Raw genomic sequence first — 20,168 nt, forward strand, 5'->3', positions numbered from 1 at the left:
ATGATAAAAGGGAAAATTTATATTATTCACATTGTAAAGAAAAATAAATTAACAATGTATTGTATTTCCATTAATTCAATTAACTTACGCTCCCAATATCCCTGTTAGAGGACCCCCAAACTATGCCGCTAACTAGCATTCACCAATCCGCATACACTATTAAATGCTGTTTTTAAAATTGATTAAATTTTTTACTTAAAAAAATTAAGGACACTTATTGCTATAATTCAAAACTATGATGAAGAAATTTTACTTCGCATTCTTAACCTTTTTGCTGATTTCCACAGTAAATTCTTTTGCACAGGTAACTGTAGGAGTAACGCCCTACACAACTGTTGGTGCTGCTTTTGCCGCTATTAACGCCGGTACACATACTGGGGCTATTACGGTAAACATTAATGCAAATACTACAGAACCGGTAACAGCAGTACTTAACTCAAGCGGAACCGGCGCTGCAAATTACACTTCGGTATTGGTTACGCCTACGGCAAATGTAACTGTAACCGGAAGTATTGTTGGTGCCATTATTAAACTCAATGGCGCCGACCAGGTAACCATAGATGGTAATAACCAGTTGACCATTTCCAACACTTCTACTTCCTTAGATGCTGTAGTGGTATGGCTTGCATCGGCATCTACATCCGATGGCGCTACCGAAAACCATATTTTGAATACTACAATTTTAGGTTCGGGTACCACAATGGGCAGTACCAATACATATGCCGGAGTTATTTCATCCAGCGGAACCAATATACGTGGCGCTGCAGATGCGGCCAACAAGAGTAATGAGTTTGCCTATTTAAAAATCAAAAGCTGCTATATAGGTATTGGCCTTTGGGGCGTACCAGGTAATGAAGAAGCCAATATGATTGATACCTGTACCATTGGCTCCGGTATTGTTGCTGAAAAAATACATTACCAGGGAATTATGATATCCAACCAAACCGATGTAGTTGTAAGGCGGAATATCATTAATGGTATTGATGGAAATATTGCTTCAAATACAAACACCATTGCCGGAATTGAAGTGGTGGGAACCATTACCAATGGAGAAATTTTTAAAAACAGGATAAGTGATATTTATAACGGTAACTTATCTAGATATGCTTCTTTTGGTATTGCATTAGAAAATACAAACGGGGTTTCAGGCCTAAGGGTGTACAACAACTTTATTTGGAATGTACGGGCAGTTGGAGAAAGTTTTATTCCTTCTTTTGTATCTGATAATGGACATGGCATAGGTATTAACAGCGGAGGTGGATATAATATTTGGAATAACAGCATCAGCATGGCGCAAAACCAGGATAATGGCGCTAATTCTTCATGTATTTTTGTTAGCTCAGGCGTTGGCACGGGGTTAAATATCCGTAATAATATTTTATCCAATACCCAAACCACGGGTGTACGTTATTCCATGTATTCTTCGGTTGGCAATGCCAATTATGCAACCGGTAGCGGCGGTGCCTTAAATTATAACGATTATTTTTCCAACAACTTTATTGGCTTTATGGGTGGCCAACAGGCAACTCTTGCGGCATGGCAGGCAGCAACAACACAAGATGCCAACTCTGTAGCAGTAAATCCGCAATTTGTAGGCCCCAATAGCAACCTTCATCTAAATAGCGGCTCACCCTTGGATAATGTGGGCAGCGTAATTGCAGGTATCACAACGGATATTGATGGCGATACCCGTTCAGCAACACCTGATATTGGCGCAGATGAATTTACGTCTGTACCCTGTAATGCTGCACCTGCAGGTGGAACGGCAAGTTTTTCGGCTGCTTCTATAATAACTGCAGAAAACATTTGCCGTACCGGAACGGTTGACCTTTTTGCTACATCTTATGGCTGGGGTGGTAATGTTACCTATGTTTGGCAATCGGGCCCTACAGCAGGCGGCCCATGGGCAAATATTGGTGCGCCATCAACTGTGTATTCCGATGCAATTGGCGTGGCTATTTCTGCAACTACTTTTTATCGTTTGCTTGTAAATTGCCCGGGCTTTGGTTCAAATGCCTCTACAATAATTTCGGCAACAGTAGATAACCCGGCCATAGCAACAACAACATCGGGTACACGCTGCGGTTATGGTACGGTAAACCTTGGGGCAACTGCGCCGGGCTACACTGTAAACTGGTACACTGCTTTAACTGGTGGGGTTCCCATAGGAACGGGCACAAGCTTTACTACTCCTCCTATAAATACTACTACAACTTATTATGCAGCTGCAACTGCAGGCAGCGGCCCGGCAATAGTAGGCCCGCAACTTTTAACTCCAGGTAGTACAACTTGCGGAGGAATTTCGGTGAGCAATTTAGCCGACTGGCCGGTACGTTTTGATGTAATGGCGCCCATTACCATACAAAGTGTAAAGGTAGTGGTGGTAGGTACTTCAATAAATGTTGGCCTGCGTGCATCACTGAGTAATGTAAATATTGCTACATTCAACCATACTTATACGCCTGCTGAAATTTCAGCAGGTATTGCAACCCTGCCTTTAAACTTTGTTATTAATACAGCTGGAAACTACCAATTGACAAATATTAGTGGTGGGGTAGGCAGGATACCTTCAATGAGTTGTTCATACCCATTCAATAGCCCGGGTGGTAATTTTTCCATTGTAGGTTCAGCCATTTTTTCTACAACTTCAACCTCTACAGCATATTATAATTCGTTTTTTGATTTTGTAATAGTAGAAGGTTGCGAAGGAACAAGGGTTGCTGTTTTAGCAACAGTAAACACTCCTCCGGCTATGACTTTATCTGCAAGCCCATCAACAACAATATGCAGCGGAAGCAGTGTAACGATTACCGCAACAAGTGCAAACCCCAATTATACTTATTTATGGCAACCGGGCAATATTGCCGGAGCTTCTATTTCGGTTACACCATCCGGTACAGGCTATTATATAGTAACGGCTACAGATATTACAACTACACCAGTTTGTGTAAATAAAGATTCCATTTTAATTACCGTAAACCCCACGCCGGCAAATATTAACCTTGCACCAGCTACAGCTTCAATTTGCCCGAATAATATATTGAATCTGTTTGTTACGGGAGGCGTTGTTCCAAACCAAACCATTGTGCATACTAATGTAAATACCGGCCCAAGTTTATTTCAGGCTGATGACCTCATAGTACCAACAGATTGGATTTCTAACCTTATTTCCGGCCCTGCAGTAACTCAATTTACGAGAAGGGCAAGCCCTTACATGGGCTATTTTAATACCATAAGTAACGACAACAGTACTTTCTTTTACTCCGATGCCGATGCAGGCGGACCTGGAAATACAACAAATACTGAAATAGTTTCTCCTGTGATGGACTTTACAGGACTTGGCGCAGATGGCGCAATTAATTTCTGGCATGCTTATTTAGCTTGGTTTAATGATATAGAAGTAGCGGTGCAATACAGGGTAGGTGCAGGTGCATGGAATAATATACAGGATTATACCGGGAGCAGCCAGGGTACTGCCACAAATTTTGTTAATGCCAATCTATTACTTACAGCTGTGCCCCGTGTACCCAATGTACAAATAAGATTCCATTATGAAAGTATCTGGGGTTATTATTGGGCAATTGATAACATAAAGATTACCGGTACAAATACTGCTCCAATAACCTGGACCTATAGCCCGGGGCCAAATCCGCTTTGGGCAACAAATGCAGGTTCTGGAGGTGCAGCTTATGTAGGTGGTACAAATGCAACTCAGGTATGGTTTGAAACAGGTACCATAAATACATATACAGTAGTGGCTCATGCAGGTTCTGGAGCATGCACAAAAACAGATACCTCTATTGTAACGGTTACCAGCGCTGGTGGAGTAGCCTCAATTGGTTTGAGTTCTTCGGATGGAGATAATAAAGTTTGTGCAGGGGATAGTATAACTTTTTCTGCTTTACCATCAGGCCAAATGGGCGCCAATGCCAACTATTTGTGGTGGCTTGATGCGGATGGCCCGGGTGCTGGTGGATTTGTACTACTGGTAGGTCCAAATACGCCACCGGATTTTACCTATACTTATACTCCTGCAACTGCAGTATCCTATATTAAAGTATCCATGCGTAAAAAGCCCTCAGACCCTTGTACCTCCTATCCTGCAGGTGATTCAGTATTTGCACAAGTTACCGTTTACAGGTACAGCAATACTTCGCCTACTATTTCAGGTGCAGTCGCAGGTTGTGTTGCACCGCCCAATATTAACCTTACAGCTAACCCTTCAAGTGTAGATATTACTTACCAGTGGATGCTGAACGGCACGCCAATTGGAGGAGCAACAGCTCAGGTTTATGGCGCTCCCGGCCCCGGTAATTATAGTGTTGCTGTAATAAACGGCAATGCCTGCTTTGATACGGCAACTCATGTAATTACTGCATCAAATACCTATACAATTACTGCAACTGCAACGGCAAATGGAATGCTAACGCCTATTGGAGCCGTACCAGTAAATTGTAATGCCGATACCTCATTTACTGCTGTAGCCAATGTGGGCTTTACCATTTTGGATGTAATAGTTGATGCTGTAAGCCTTGGGCCACAGGCGTCTCCGTATGTTTATACTTTCTTAAATGTTAATGTAAACCATACCATTCATGTAGTGTTTGGTTTAGCTGGATGTGATACACCGGCCTCAGTAAGCATGGTGGATACCGTAAATATTTGTGCAGGTAATGTATTTAGCTTGTCGGATGCATCCGCATCTGTTGTAAATGCAGCAACAGCTACATGGAGTACGGCTCCCGGCTGGGGTTCGGGAACTTTTAGCCCAAGTACAGCATGGGGTACAGCAACTACTTATACCCCTTCAGCCGCAGATATTACTGCCGGTATTGTAAAAATTGTGCTTTTAAGCAATGTGCCGCCATCTCCATGTAACCTGGCATCGAGTGATACATTGATTTTAAGGATCTATGGTAAACCATCGGTAGGTACTACGGGTATTTTTGGTTATTGCCCAAGCTCCAATACTACTATTACGGCAAACGCTGTTTTCCCGGGTGCAGTAGCATACCAATGGTACAATGGTGTAGCTGTAACGCCTATTGGAGGCGCTACTATGCCTACGCATAATTTTAACGCCAGTGGTACTTATAGCGTGGTAGCTACCGGCACCCCAGGCGGTTGTAAAGATACCAGCAGCTTTACTATAGTTGCTGCTGCTAATCCTTCGGTTACTATTGGTGGGCCCAACCTGGTTTGTGAAGGTTCTACCTCTACTTCACTTTCCTCAATTCCGGTTGCAGGCTCGGGAGCTATTACCGGCTATCAATGGTATACTGGCCCCACATGGCCGGCAACTCCTGTAGTAATTGAAACCAATCCTAGTTATAATATCCTTGTAGCTAACCAAACCTATTGGGTGCAGGTAACCGATAGCTATGGATGTACGGCTCATAACCCCACAGGCCATGCCGTTGCCATAGATATGAGCCCGCTCAACGGCTCTTATACCATTGGCCCGGGTGGACAAACCTGCAGCAATTTTGCCAGTTTCGACAGCGCTGTTTCTGCCTTAAACAGAAGAGGAATAAGCGGCGATGTAACTATACAAGCTGTTTCAGGTATTGTGGAAACCGTACCTGTAGGTGGTTTAAAACTTGGCCCGGTTGCCGGCAATACCGGCACAAGAAGGATTCGTTTTACCAACGACGGCCTGGGAGCACATCCTTTATTAAAAGCTTTTGCTGGCGGCTCGGCTACTCCTGCTACCGTTACAGCGCAAGACGGTATTTGGAGCATTAGCGGCGTAGATAATTTAACCATTGATGGTATTGACCTCCTGGATGAGAATACACTTAATAACGCCACCATGGAATATGGATATGGCTTTTTTAAAGTAAGCGGTACCGATGGTTGCCAAAACGACTCTGTAATTAATTGTGTAATTACTTTAAACAAGGTGAATAATGTTACAGGAGCGGGTACTTCTTACGAAGGCAATAAAGGTATTTGGATGGTGAATAGTACAAGCACGGCACCTACAACTGCATTAACGGTAACAGCTGCAAGCGGCAGCAATTCCAATAATCGTTTTTATAACAACACCATCAGTAATGTTCATAATGGTATTGTACTTTACGGGTTTGCGGCTTCTGCAGGCGTAGGCCCTTCACCAAGCCCTGCAACTTTCTATGGTGATTTAAATAACGATATTGGCGGTGCGGTAAATACCAATGGTAATACGATTACCAACTATGGTTCTAATTCCGTTGCCGTGGCAAATATTGCTGCGGCCATAAGGGTGCGCTACCAGTGGAGTAATAATATTTCGTTTAACAATATCAATAATAACAATGGAAGCGGCGAATTTCATTCCGGTGTACTTAAGGGAATATTAACAGCCGATGGAGCAAGCGCCAATATTACCATATCTAACAATACTATTGATGTAAAAAGCGGAAGCACTACTGCTGCCTGTTCTGCAATTGATAATGCAATAGGGATTGGCGCCGCATTGGGCCAGGCAGTTAATATTACCAGCAATATAATTACAGGATCTTATACTACAGCTACCAGTGGAATATGGGAAGGTATAAGGAACCAAAATGTAAATGCGCCTACCATGAATATAAATGGTAACCGTATTCAAAATGTAAGCAATGTAGGTACGGGAACCTGGTCAGCTATTTATAACATTGGAAGCAGTAATGCTGTATTAAATATCAATAACAATGTGGTAAGTAATAATACCATTAATGGTACGGGAACCGCAAATTTTATAATTTCTACATTAGGAACTAATACGAATAATACTATTTCCGGTAATACCATTTCCAATAATAGTTGTGCAAGTTTGGCCATCACATCAGTAATCAGTTTTACCAGTGCGACTAATACACCTATTGTTGACATTACAACAAACACTATCAGGAATAATACTTTTACCGGTGCATTTTCAACAGCCCGAACAATAAGTATGCTGTTTTATACTGGCGCAGGTGATGTTTTGAATATTTCTGGTAACCAGTTTATTGATAATGGTATTACAGCAAACAATAATAACGCAGTTTCAATTACCTTAAACGCTGTTGCCAATAATGTTTCCGCAGGTACAACCTATAATACAGAAACCATTACCAATAATACTATTGACAGCCTGTATATAAAAGGTACTTCAACTGCCGCACAGCATATAAGGGGTTTAAATATATATAATAACGATGCTGCGCCTGTAGCAAGAACTTACTCTGGCAATATCATTAAAAAACTGGCTGCACTTACCGGTACTGCTAATACGGTGTTGGGTATTAATGCAGGAGGCAGCAATGCGCCATTTAATTTATTTCAAAATACTATACGCAGGATTTACAGCAATAGTGCAGGTGCAAGCACCATTACCGGAGTAAACCTGCCTGCATTTACTAACCCTATCAGTATTTATAACAATACAATTGACAGTGTATTTACTACTGCCGGTACAGGGGCCACAATAACCGGTATTAATAACGCAGCAACGGGTGCCACATCTATGTATGGCAATACCATCAGCAATATGTATTTTGCCGCAAATACCGGAACCAGCGCTACCATTCATGGCCTTTTAATGCAGGCTCCGGGAGATGGATCGGCGGTATATGAAAACAAAATAAGTAATTTATATTTTGCCTCTAATGCAGCAGGAGCTACAGCAACAATTACTGGCGTAAATATTGCGGCTGGCACAGGTTATATTACTGCATATAAAGACAGTATTGCAAAGCTGTATACCAGTGCAACAGTCTCTGCCGATATTCGAGGTATTAATATCAATAATGTAAGCGCAACCGTTTCTAATATTTATCAAAATAAAGTAAGTGAACTTTATCCCGGCCAGGGTGCCGGCGCTTCTGCCGTACGTGGTATTTTACTTGGATTAAACACACTGGCAACCGTATATAATAATTTTGTAAATATTGATTTAACATCAGCGCCTGTTCCTGCTGCAAATGCAGTGCTTACGGGAATAAGGTCGCAGGTAGGCATATTGGGTAACAATGCAGGCCAAAAACTATTTTTTAATACCGTTAGGCTTGCTGGTACCGGTAGTGGTGCTGCATTTAGCTCAACGGCTGTTTATAATAATAGTGCTGCAGCTTTTGAAATGAAGAACAATATTTTTGTAAACCTGGGTACAGCTGTTACTCCGGCCAATGTGATGGCATTTACTGGCGCAGTTGCCAACTCCAATAATAACAACTGGTATGCAACCGGCCAAACGATTGCGCAGGTGCAAACAGCTACCGGCGGCGATGCTGCTTCTCAAAACATTAACCCGCTTTTTGTAAGCACTGCTGATTTGCATATACAAAATAATGCAGCCAACTTTTTACTGGAAGGAACCGGTACCGCAATAGCCGGTATTACTGACGATATTGATGGAGACAACAGGGCATCATCATCGCCTGTGGACTTAGGTGCCGATGCTATGATGCTTTCTCCATGGCCCATGTACCGTTCGCATTTTGCAACGGGCAACTGGGATACCAATACCGATTGGGAAGAATCAACAGATGGAGGTGGTACCTGGAACTACCCAGCAGTATTAAAACCTGCCAAAAATGTAAACAGCGGAATTTTAGTACAAGCAGGTCATGTAATGAATATAAGATTGGCAGGAGAATCTATGGATCATGTATTAGTACAGGGTACCCTGGTGTTGCAAACAGGTGGAATAATGGAACTGAATAATAGCGGCGGAACAGATATGCATGTTGACGAAAATGGTAAATTTTTGGTAACCACTACGGCAAACTATGCAACTGCAATGAGCTTTACCTCAAATCCCGATATTATTGTTGATACATTGGGTGTGATACAAATAGGCACTGGTGCCGCAACCGGCACAGGCTACGAAGGTTTTGCCACAAGTACCGATAATGTTTGGAGGCATGACGCCTGGTTTATCTGGAATAACGGCCTTGCCTTTAGCGGAAATGCAACTTATTTCCCCAATGTGGCTACGCCTGCTTATGTACCCGTATTTAGCGTTTTATCTACTACGGCTACTACTGGAGGTACGGCTTTGGTGATTAATGGAATATTTGATATTAGAACTAATGTAACCTTTAGCACAGCAACAGGTGCCAGAACATTTAAGAACGGAATTACAGGCAACAGTACGCTTACTATACCTGCTGGCGGCAGCGGCTCGCAAAATATAACTGGAACAACGCCAATACCACAATTTGCAATATCTGCTCCAGGAGCAACAGCTATTTTGGGAGGTAGTACTATGCTTAACCTTAATTTGGCCAAAACACTCAATATTGCAACAACTGCAACTGTGGTAGTTCCCAAAGATTCTTCGGTTACGATATCAAGTACAGTTTCACCAACTGCCATTAGTAAAGCCGGCACAGCCAACTTTATAGTAAGCGGTTTGGCAGATATGACCACAACCAATATGAGCAATACCGCCGGCGCTGTAACCATTAATGGTACTTTAAGAACCGCTGCTATAGATGGATTAAGAGGAGGCGGAACTGCAACGGTAAGTGCAGGAACCGTTACTGTAAACCACGGAAGCTTAGTGGAATATTATGCTGCAGGTAACCAAAATGTAACAGGCTCGGGTGTGCTGGGCGGTAGCACTTATCATGCTATTAAGTTCTCAGGCAGTGGTACAAAACTATTAACCAACCTAGCCAATGTTCACGATAGTGTAATTATTACCGGTACAGCTGTTGTAGATGCCATGAGTTTTAACCTGGGTTCTTCTGTTGGTGAAACCTTTATTATGGATGGCGGCCGCTTAAGATTAGGAACAGTTACCACACCTGGCCCACTGATGGATGGCGTTTATAAACTCACAGGAGGCGTTGTAGAATTTGCAGGAAGCAATGTTTCTCGCCAAACGATACGAGGTACGCAAACCAATGCCTATTACAATGTGGAAGTTACCGGCACCAATGTTGGTCAGTCATCGGGCAATATCAATATCAGGAACGGTGGTACATTTACCATTAAATCAAATGCTGTATTGCACATGAACGATGTGTCTATTGTTGACTCATCAGGCACTGGAACACAAAGTTTTATTATGGAAGCAAATTCAAAATTGTTTACAGCAAATACCCTTGGTTTTAACGGCCCGTTAATTGGCTTCAATGCTCCTACAGTAAAATCGGATATTGAAACGATTAACCTGGCAACGGGAAGCAGCATTGATTATAACAGAAGCAATTTTTACCTTGGCCTTGCTAATGGCAACCAGGTGGTAACCACTACTTTACCATATCAACACTTAATATTAAGTGGAGATGGAAATAAAACTCCTGCAGCCGGAGCAACCATAGTTGTTGCGGGTAATTTAACCAAGGGCGGAAGGCCATCTGCAATATTTATGCACAACGATGGTACTGTTGAGTTAAATAGTACAACGGCTCAAACCTATACTGATACGGCATTTGTAAAACAAATTATTGAACTAAATAGCCTTACTTTAAAAAATAACGGTTCGGTTACGCTTAAAAACAGTATTGCAGTAAACCAAAAAATGCTATTTGATAACAGCACGCCAAATACTGTATTTGTGCTTGATTCTGGCAATGTGCATTTAAGAAGCAGGGCAGATACAACCGCATGGGTGGCTGCTATTCCTTCAACTGTATTTATAAATTACGATAATGCCGGAACCGATCATAACCGGGGAAGGTTTGTGGTAGAAAGGTATAACTACAATGCCCGTAAATGGAGGTTTTACAGCATTCCCGATACAACAGTACAAACCATTAACCAGGCATGGCAGGAAGGCGCAACTAATATTTCTCAAAACCCTGTGCCAGGTTACGGAACCCTTATTGGCAGCTACTATAGCAACTGGAACACGCCTGCCCGTCAATGGTTTGATATGTACACTGCAGGCGGCCATGATATGAAATGGTGGAGTAACGATGCCAGCCAGCGTTATAATACTATTGGTAAAACAGATACTTTAATTGCAACCAATACAGGATGGATGAAGTTTGTACGTGGAGACAGAACCGTTACTGCTGGAACCGGTATAAGTTTACTACGTACAAGAGGTAAAATTAAACGCAATGCTCAGTCGGTAACCTTTACGGCTACAGCAGCCAACCAATACTTTAGTGTGGGTAACCCTTATCCATCATCGGTAGATATGCGGCAAATTTCTAAATCCGGTTTTGTATCCGGTCCGGGAGCAAGGGTACAGCAGTTCCTCATTTGGGATCCACGCCTTGGTGGCGCTTATGGCTTAGGCGCATTCCAGGCATTTGCCTGGGATGGAACCAACTATAGGGTTACACCGGGTGGCGGTAGTTATGGTGCAAATGGAACTGTGGATAATATAATTGAAAGTGGCGCAGCCTTCTTTGTACAATCCTCCGGCATTGGTGCAGGTACAGTAAGCTTTGCCGAGGCTACAAAAGTGGATGGAAGCAGGGAAGTATTCCGCATTAATGGCCTGGAAGAAAAACTCAGCGTAATATTAGAAAGCAACCCCGTTGGAGAAACGCCGGAAGTAATGGATGGTTTAATGGCAATGTTTGATGATAGCTATACTAATGAAATAGATGCTAACGACCTGAAGAAATTTGCCAACCCCGGAGAAAATATTTCTATCAACAAAGGAGATAATAATTTACTGATGATAGAAAGCCACCCAAGCATTGTGGCAGATGATACTTTGTTCCTGAAAATTTCGGGTATGAAGGCCAGGCCTTACCGCCTGAATATACAACCGGAAAATATGGCGAAGCCCGGTTTAATGGCATGGCTTGTAGATAAATTTACCGAAACATCTACACCCATTGATTTGCTCACGGGCTTAATCTATAATTTCGACATCAGCACCAATCCATCTGCCGTGCCAGACCGGTTTATGATTGTATTTAAAAATGCAACCGTGGTGCCCGTTAAAATTGTAAGCATTGCCGCAGAACGAAACAACAATGGCAGCAATACCGTAAAATGGAGGGTGGAAAATGAAACCGGCGTTGCTCATTATGAGTTGCAACGCAGCCATAATGGTAGCAACTTTACAGCATTGCAAAGTAATATTGCTGCAACCAATAACAATGGCGGTAGTGAAATGTACAACCGTATAGATGCCAATCCATTGGTAGCCGATAACTATTACAGGATAAAAGCCACTTTGCAAAACGGAAGGATCGAATACAGTGCAATTGTGAAACTTAGCCAGGTAAAAGCGCCGTCTTCTATTACTGTGTTCCCTAATCCTGTTAAAGAAAACCGCTTTAATATTGAATTTGTGAACCAGCCCGAAGGTCGTTATGTGCTGGATTTGCTGGCAGCAAACGGGCAGGTGGTTTACAGCTTTGCGGTAATGGTTACGGGAAATAATTTCATAAAAACTATTACACCTGCAAGGGTAATTGCCGGTGGAACTTATACCATAAGGCTCACAGCACCAGATGGAAAAATTGTGGTGAAGAAAGTGATGGTGGAGTAGGGCTGCTATTGGGCAAATGCTCTCGTTTTTTAATTTTGTTTAGGGTTATTCATAACGCTCCTTTTTTAAGGGGCGTTTTTTTTAAATTTGAAAGGCATAATGGCAAATCCTTAATTCCAATAAACGAAACGGGTTATCTTTGCTGCCTCTATGGCGGAAAAAATCATTATCCTCGACTTTGGCTCCCAATATACTCAACTCATTGCCCGTAGCATTAGAGAAGCCAATGTGTATTGCGAAATCATCCCATTTAATAAATCCATTGAATTTGATGCGTCGCTTAAAGGCATCATTCTTTCTGGTTCGCCCTGCTCGGTAAATGAAGCAGATGCGCCAATGGCAGATATAAAAATGCTTACCACAAAAGTACCTGTGTTGGGTATTTGCTATGGTGCACAGCTTATGGCAAAGCAATATGGAGGTGTGGTGGCAAAAAGTAATAAAAGAGAATATGGAAGGGCAACCATGCAAATTAATGAAACCGATGAACTGATGAAAGGCGTTGCGGCTTCATCGCAGGTATGGATGAGCCATAGCGATTCTATCAAAAACCTGCCCGAAGGATTTGAAATTTTGGGCCATACAGAAAGCATACCTGTTGCGGCATTTAAAAGTAACAAGAGTTCAGCCCAAGTTGTTTATGGGTTGCAATTTCATCCCGAAGTATATCATTCCACAGATGGAAAAACCATCCTGCGTAATTTTTTAAAAAATATTTGCGCTTGTAGCCAGGATTGGACGCCTGCACACTATATTACCGATACGGTGGATGCACTAAAAAAGCAACTGGGAAATAAAAAAGTAGTAATGGCTTTAAGCGGCGGTGTGGACAGTACTGTAGCTGCTACCTTAATACATAAAGCCATCGGCAAAAACCTCTTTGGCATTTTTGTAGACAACGGGCTTTTGAGGAAAAATGAATTTGAACAGGTGTTAAAAGCCTATAACCAAATTGGCCTTAATGTAACCGGCGTAAATGCACAGGAATTTTTTTATAATAAACTCAAAGGAAAAACAAATCCCGAAGACAAGCGCAAAGCTATTGGTGGTGCTTTTATAGAAATATTTGATGAAGAATCCCATAAATTAAAAGACATTGATTTTTTAGGACAGGGTACAATTTATCCCGATGTAATAGAATCTGTTTCGGTGCATGGGCCATCGGTTACTATAAAATCGCACCACAATGTAGGCGGCTTGCCCCAAACCATGAAGCTGCAACTGGTGGAGCCTTTACGTCTGCTCTTTAAAGATGAAGTAAGAAAAATTGGTGCCGAACTGGGTATTCCGGCAGATATGCTGGGCAGGCACCCTTTTCCGGGGCCAGGCCTGGCCATTAGAATTTTAGGAGAAGTAACTAAAGAAAAGGTACAGTTATTGCAGGATGCAGATGAGGTATTTATAAATTCGTTAAAAAATGCCGGTTTATACAACCAGGTGTGGCAGGCTGGCGTCATATTATTACCGGTAAAAAGCGTAGGCGTAATGGGGGATGAGCGTACCTATGAATTTACGGTTGCATTACGTGCCGTAACCTCGGTAGATGGGATGACGGCAGATTGGGCGCATTTGCCTTATGATTTCCTGGCAACGGTGAGCAACGAAATTATTAATAACGTAAAAGGTATCAACAGGGTGGTGCTGGATATAAGCAGTAAACCGCCTGCAACAATAGAATGGGAATAATAAATTTGAACAATATGAAAATGAAGCTTCCGTTACTTTTATTGATTGTGTTGAGCATTGTTTTTTTTGATGTACAGGCGCAGGTACAGACCAATATGGCAGACAGCTTTATCTTAAAGGCTGATTCTCCAAAGCCTGTATTCCCATCATTTAAAGTTGCCATTTTTTCACCGCTTTATCTCGATTCTGCATTTTTGGGTGACAGCTACAGGTATAATAAGTCTTTTCCCCGCTTTACCCTGCAGGGTTTTGAATTTATACAAGGTGTTCAACTGGCGTTGGATAGTATGAAATTCTTTGGCGGTAATATTACTTCCGAAATTTTTGACTCAAAATCCTACACAGCGCCAATTCCGGCGCTTATCAGCCAAAAAATATTAGACAGTGTAAACCTCATTATTGGCAATGTAAAAGATGCCGAATACCTGCAACTGGCAAATTTTGCCAAAGAAAAAAATATCCCGTTTATTTCTGCAACCTATCCTAATGATGCTGGTGTAACTGCCAACCCTTTTGTAACAATTCTTAACCCAACCTTAAAAGCACATTGCGAAGCCATTTACAGCTATATTTTACAAAACCATGGCAGCAGCAATGTAGTATTGGTGCGTAAAAGTGGTGTGCAGGAAGACAGGGTGGCACAATATATTAAATCCATCAACCGGCAGGATGGAAAAGACCTGATAAAGATAAAAACACTTTTTTTAGACAGTGCAGCACAACTTAAAAACTACCTGGACAGTGGAAAGCGTACTATTTTATTGTGCGGAAGCCTCAACGAAGCCTTTGCTGCTAAAGTATTACAAGCAGCAGCAACTTATAATGCTAAGTATCCTTCCATGCTTTTTGGAATGCCCAACTGGGAGCGTTTTTCTATTATTAAAAAACCTACTACTACCAATAGTTACCCGGTTTATATTACTACTCCTTATTTAAACGAAAGGCAGGATGAAAAAAGCAAATGGATTTTGAATTACTACCTTTCCAAATTCCAGGGTATACCATCCGACTTTGTTTTTAAAGGCTATGAAATGGCATTTACTTTTATCAATTTACTGGTAAAACACCCTGAAGATTTTATGAGCCATATTGAAGATAATAACGATAAAGTGTTTACGGATTTTACAATAAAGCCGGTATTTCTCAACGCATCTTCCATGCACCCCGATTATTTTGAAAATAAGAAATTGTATTTCATGAAGTTCATGAACGGCGCCGTTACTAGGGCATGGTAAATTTAATGAGAACCTGCATTTAATAAATTCAGGAAAATTTTTTATTGTTGAGTACAATATCTGCCTTTTTAAGTGCAGATGCAATTACCTGGTGCATATCGTAATATTTATATTCTGCAAGCCTTCCGCCAAAAATTATTTTTTCTTCAGCTTTGGCCAATGAGGCATAGTCCCGGTATTGTTTGTTATTTTTGGCATCATTTACCGGGTAAAAAGGCTCTGCACCTTTTTGCCATTCTACCGGAAATTCTTTGGTAATAACGGTTGCAGGCTGGTTGCCAAATTCAAAATGCTTGTGTTCTATTATTCTAGTATAAGGCACTTCGCTATCGGTGTAATTTACGGCTGCATTGCCCTGGTAATTGGGCATGTTTAATATTTCCTGTTGAAAATTTAAACTTCTGTAGGCCAATGCACCAAACCGATAGGTATAAAAGCGGTCAATAGGGCCGGTGTAAATTATATTTTTTGCAAGCCGGTTAAAATAATCAAAGTCTTCAAAATAATCAGTATTTAATTTTACTTCTATACCTTCCAGGAGGCCATCAATTAATTTGTTGTAGCCGCCAATAGGTATGCCCTGGTAGTTATCGTTAAAATAATTATTGTCAAATGTAAAACGTACCGGTATGCGTTTAATAATTGAAGCAGGCAGGGCAGTAGCTTTTCTTCCCCATTGTTTTTCCGTATAGCCTTTAATTAAGGCATGGTAAATATCGGGCCCTACAAGCATTAAAGCCTGCTCTTCCAGGTTTTGCGCATTTTTGATATTGAGGTTTTTTACCTGCTCTTCAATTTTTCGTTGTGCTTCCACCGGGCTTGTGATTTGCCACATTTGGTAAAAAGTGTTCATGTTAAAAGGCAGGTTGAACATTTTACCTTTATAATAGGCAACCGGCATATAAGTAAAGCGGTTAAATTCAACAAAGCTGTTTACGAATTCCCAAATTTCCCGGTCGTTGGTATGAAAAATATGCGGACCGTAAGCATGAACATTTATGCCTTCTACATTGCTGCAATAAATATTACCACCCTTATGGTTGCGTTTTTCAATAATAAGGCATCGCTTGCCCTGCTGCTTAGCTTTGTATGCAAACACGGCCCCAAAGAGCCCCGAACCTACAATAAGAAAATCATATTGTTCCATAAACGAAAGCCTTAAAGATAATGTTTTTCAACTAACCGTTTATGAGAGCGAAACGGGCATTTAAGCATACATAAAAAATTACCGGAAGCACTTAATTTAACCTGATTTTGGAGCTGTAGGCTATTGACTTTTTTTCAACCAGCTGGTAAACAATATGAGAAGCCATGAGGGTAACTAATATAGCAATAATGGCACATGGAATAATGAGCAATTTATTAATAGGGCCATAAGGCGCAATAAAATTAATCATAAGGCTGCATGCCGAAATACCAATTGGTATATGTAGTAAATATATACAATAGCTGAGTTTGCCGCAATAAAGCAAAAAAGAAGATTCGATATATTTTCTATAGCTTAAAAAATAATGTGCAAAAGCAATGAGTATATGAGAAATAATAATTGCCAATACAGAGGTATCATGATATACAAAGCCAAATACAATTAAAATAATATCAAAAACAATAAAAACAAATAAATACCTTTTCTCCAAAAAAGAATTATACAGCAGCACACCCGATAAAAAGATAAACAGGAAACGGGGAAAATAGTTTGTGCCTTCGGGGTAAATATGAAAAGGCCAAAGCAGCGAAAGTGCCGAGAAGATGACGATAACTATAAAAGCAGCATCACTTCTTTCTCTGCGAAATATTTGTGCATATTTTTCGCCAATGTATAATATTATGGCAAAGAAAATATACAATTGAATTTCCAGGGCCAGCGTCCACGATACCGATAAAATTGCCGGATAATCCATTATCCAATTGAGGTAAAACAAATTGGTTAAAAGATGCGGCATGGAAAGATAAGGGCTGGTATGCATTTTTAAAATTTCGGCGCTGCCAAAAAAAGCAACGCATATAAGGGTAATGCCAATGGCGGCAAAATAGGTGGGGTCCAGCCTTATACTGCGCTTAATAAAATATTTTCCTACTGCAGCAATGCCCGAAACCCGGGAATTTTTTTGAAGAGAATGCGCCAAAACAAAGCCGGAGATTACAAAAAATAAACGAACACCCCATCTTCCCCACAAAGCAAAATAATTTAGTGCAGCATCTAAAGTTTCAAAAGAAATAATTAAATGGGTTTGCTGTGCAAAGCCTCCTGCAAGGCAGGTATAAATATGAAACCAGGCAACACCCAACGCTGCAACACCTCTGTATGCATCTATATACCTTATCCTGGAAGCGCCGGTTTGTTTTGTTGAAGCATTAGGCCACATAAACCGGTAAAATACGTTATTATTTTTTATCTAATTTTAGATTTAATATTTTTCGTAATCAAAAAAATGGGTAGTAAAACCATTAGTAAACCTTACCGGGGCAACCTAATTTGTTCTTTTGCCTGCTAAAAATACCACTACTATTGCCCAGTATGCGAAATTGAAGGCGCAATAAAGTTGTGTAATACCAGTCTTTTATTTTGGGGTTTCCCCTTTGTGCGCCTTCAGCGGGGTAGGGCGGGGCGCCATGTATTTCGTTGCCACGGTAGGCAAAAGCTACTGCCTTAGGGCCCTTTACAGCCATTAGTTGTGCCGAGTCCACATAATTCATACTTACATCGTCAAGGTAATCGGTAAAAGTTTTGCGTATATTCAATTCTACAGCCACCGCAATATCGGGGCTTAAGGATAGTTTAAGGCCTGCGCCAAATGGAATAGCAACCTGTTTGGTATTATAAGGCTTCCTTTCGGGATAGGCAGTTAAACCCTGCCCTTCGGTGCTTAACGGCCTTAAAAATACTTTGTTTCCCAGTGAGTCAAAGCTATAGGGATTAAAATGAAACGCAGCAATTCCGGCAAAAATATAAGGTGAAAAATTTCGTTCCTGCATGTTGTATAAATAATACTCCAGCGCCAGTTGAGCCTCCAATACACGGCTGGTAAAATTGAGGTTGCGGTAGGCAATACCTGTAGCTTTGGTATTGTTTTTATCATCGGCAGCAATATGCATATAGCCTGCAATACCCCTGATGCTGAAATGATTGTTGAGGCTATAACTTAACCCGGCGCCAAAAGCAGCTTTAGAATTGCTAAGCGTAAAGCGTTTGCCTTGCAGGTCGCCCTGGTAATTGGCCAAACCGCCATTCACTTCAACCTTTAGGTCCTGAGCATAAATAAACTTTGACAAAAGGAGCACAAATAGCAAACCGGGAAATTTCATAAGAGAAACAATTAAGGCTTATACTTGTTCAAAAACTATACCCAAAAGGCCAGATTTATTGCCGTTTTACATAAAATACAGGCTTTAAAGTTAAATTGAAGGAAAAGGTCTGATTAGGTACAAACTATCCACATACTGCAATTTTATCAATATTTACTGTTATATTGCTCCGTATAAATTGTATAATAACAATATTTGTTATAAAAAATATTAAAATTTAATTGAAAATTATTCCATTATTATTATGTCAATCCTTATTTTTGTGAATTGCAATAATTGAATTATTTTAAGAGATGAACCGTATTAGAAAGAAAATTGTTAACCTGGTAATTGTATCCGCACTATCACTGGTACCAACCCTGGCAATGGCTCAAATTGATCCGGGCTGCGATCCGGATGATCCTTTGTGCCCTATTGATGGAGGCATTTCATTGCTCATTGCAGCAGGCATTGGTATTGGTGCAAAAAGAGTTTATGATGAAAAGAAAAAAGCTGCAGAAAGCACTTCAGAAAAATAATTTTTGGGTGTACCATATTTTGTAAAGGCAATTAGCAATAATTGCCTTTATTTTTTTAAATTACTTCTTATAAATAGGATGATGCTTTTAATTTTACCGTATCATTTTTTTTCACGAATTTTGAACGATTAAACAGTGCAGCAGGGCAAAAATAAATTTCCTGCAACATGCTTTATTATACAATGACAGTTTTACAAGAATGGAGCGGGTATAAATTTTTTACAGGAAAGTTTTTTTTAGGTTTGGGTTTTTTTACCCTTACATTAACTTCCTGCTATACCGTTAACAAGCCACCCACAAATTTTAAAACACTTCCCAGGGATACCACGCTAAGCGGATTTGTTACCAACGATTTTCAATCTAAAATTGCAAAAGGTGATATACTGAGCATTACCATCAGCAGCCTGAGTGCAACAGAGGATGCCATTTTTAATTTTTCCGGAGCCGGAGGAAATAGTTCTGTCAATACATTGGGTAGCGGTTTTTTGGTAGATAGTACAGGAAATATTTCTGTACATAAAATTGGCCAGGTAAAAGCCGAAGGCCTTACCCGTAAAGAATTAGCAAAAGCACTTGAAACCGCAATGCTGCCTTTTATGAAAGACCCCATTGTAAATGTGGGGTTCCTTAATAGGAAGATAACAGTTTTGGGGAGTGTAAAAGCGCCATCGGTTGTGGCCCTGCAGGCCGAGCAAATGCCTTTGCTGGATGCCCTGGTTTTATGCGGCGATTTAACGGAAGAGGCCAATAGAAAAGATATAATGATTATTAGGGAAAAAGGCAATACCAAAGAAATTAAACACCTTAACCTGGAAGATCATTCCATTTTTTCATCACCCTGGTATTATGTACAGCCCAACGATATTGTATATGTAACTGCAGGCATCAATGAAGAAAAAATTGCTGAGGAAAAACGCAGGAATACCCAAATGACTATCACCCTTGTTGCCAGCAGTGTATCACTTTTGGTTGCCTTAGTAAATATTTTCACCAGGTAATTTTCATTTC

Annotated in this window: 8 protein-coding genes; 5 read left to right on the forward strand and 3 right to left on the reverse strand. The window is 40.9% G+C overall.

The window, feature by feature from the left end; genetic code table 11:
- Positions 1-235: 235 nt before the first annotated feature.
- From IPO46_13325 to IPO46_13335, 3 genes are all read left to right on the forward strand, one after another.
- Complete coding sequence (locus tag IPO46_13325) at positions 236-12,415, forward strand: hypothetical protein (protein ID QQS63028.1); 12,180 nt, start codon at positions 236-238, stop codon at positions 12,413-12,415.
- A gap of 150 nt (positions 12,416-12,565) precedes the next feature.
- Positions 12,566-14,101: a glutamine-hydrolyzing GMP synthase gene (gene guaA, locus IPO46_13330; protein ID QQS63029.1), complete on the forward strand. Its 1,536-nt coding sequence runs from the start codon at positions 12,566-12,568 to the stop codon at positions 14,099-14,101.
- Between the two features lie 20 nt (positions 14,102-14,121).
- Positions 14,122-15,336 carry an ABC transporter substrate-binding protein gene (locus IPO46_13335; GenBank protein ID QQS63030.1) on the forward strand — a complete coding sequence of 405 codons (1,215 nt, stop codon included), beginning with the start codon at positions 14,122-14,124 and terminating at the stop codon, positions 15,334-15,336.
- A gap of 28 nt (positions 15,337-15,364) precedes the next feature.
- Here the strand turns inward: IPO46_13335 and glf are convergent, their stop codons facing one another.
- From glf to IPO46_13350, 3 genes are all read right to left on the reverse strand, one after another.
- Complete coding sequence (gene glf, locus IPO46_13340) at positions 15,365-16,483, reverse strand: UDP-galactopyranose mutase (GenBank protein QQS63031.1); 1,119 nt, start codon at positions 16,481-16,483, stop codon at positions 15,365-15,367.
- 91 nt (positions 16,484-16,574) lie between these two features.
- Entirely contained in the window at positions 16,575-17,702 is a 1,128-nt protein-coding gene (locus IPO46_13345) for an acyltransferase (GenBank protein ID QQS63032.1), read from the reverse strand.
- Positions 17,703-17,784: 82 nt separating this feature from the next.
- Positions 17,785-18,609 carry an outer membrane beta-barrel protein gene (locus tag IPO46_13350; protein QQS63033.1) on the reverse strand — a complete coding sequence of 275 codons (825 nt, stop codon included), beginning with the start codon at positions 18,607-18,609 and terminating at the stop codon, positions 17,785-17,787.
- A 326-nt stretch (positions 18,610-18,935) separates the two neighbouring features.
- On the opposite strand from IPO46_13350, the gene IPO46_13355 reads away from it, so the two are divergent.
- Together IPO46_13355 and IPO46_13360 are read left to right on the forward strand one after the other, a co-directional pair.
- A complete protein-coding gene (locus IPO46_13355) occupies positions 18,936-19,160 on the forward strand; it encodes a hypothetical protein (GenBank protein QQS63034.1) in 225 nt (74 codons plus the stop codon).
- A gap of 182 nt (positions 19,161-19,342) precedes the next feature.
- The gene (locus IPO46_13360) at positions 19,343-20,158 is read left to right on the forward strand and encodes a polysaccharide biosynthesis/export family protein (protein ID QQS63035.1); all 816 of its coding nucleotides are present in this window, start codon (positions 19,343-19,345) and stop codon (positions 20,156-20,158) included.
- Positions 20,159-20,168 lie beyond the last annotated feature (10 nt).

The sequence above is a fragment of the Chitinophagaceae bacterium genome, from assembly GCA_016699815.1.
In the GTDB taxonomy this organism is placed as follows: Bacteria; Bacteroidota; Bacteroidia; order Chitinophagales; family Chitinophagaceae; genus Ferruginibacter.